General features: G+C 65.4%; 1 protein-coding gene. It reads left to right on the forward strand.

Annotation, left to right across the window (positions count from 1 at the left end; genetic code table 11):
- Positions 1-53: 53 nt before the first annotated feature.
- Positions 54-616, forward strand: a 563-nt coding sequence (gene istA, locus B7G54_RS37855) for an IS21 family transposase (RefSeq protein ID WP_133059279.1), incomplete at its 3' end; no start/stop codon positions are given.

Genomic DNA, 616 nt, shown 5'->3' on the forward strand with positions numbered 1-616 from the left:
CGTGATTGAATGCCCTGCTCAATCCTTGAGCAGGGGATACAAAGGTGATCACGGTGGGCATATTGGCCAAGATCAGGCGGATGTATTTCCGCGAGAAGGTCCCGCTGCGCGAGATTGCGAGGCGTACGGGCCTGTCCCGAAACACGGTGAGCAGCTGGCTGCGGCAGACCGATGCCGTCGAGCCGAAGTATCCGAAGCGCGTCAGTCCAAGCGTCGTCGACGAGTGGGCCGCACAGCTGACGGGCTGGCTGCGGGCTGACAGTCATCGCCCGAAGCGTGACCGGCGCACTGCGCGGTTCATGTTCGAGGCGATCCGCGGCGAGGGCTATGCCGGCAGCTACGGCCGCGTCAGCGCGTTTGTTCGGCGCTGGCACGAGGAGCTGGCCGAAGCTCCWCGCAGAAAGGCCTACGTACCACTGGCCTTCGAGCCCGGCGAGGCGTTCCAGTTCGACTGGAGCTGTGAATACGCCTTCATCGGCGGCCTGCGGCGACGCCTGGAGGTCGCCCACGTCAAGCTGAACGTCAGCCGCGCCTTCTGGCTGGTCGCCTATCCCACCCAGAGTCACGAGATGCTGTTCGACGCACACGCCCGCGCATTCGCCGCGTTCGGCGGCGT

The sequence above is a fragment of the Burkholderia puraquae genome, assembly GCF_002099195.1.
Lineage (GTDB): Bacteria > Pseudomonadota > Gammaproteobacteria > Burkholderiales > Burkholderiaceae > Burkholderia > Burkholderia puraquae.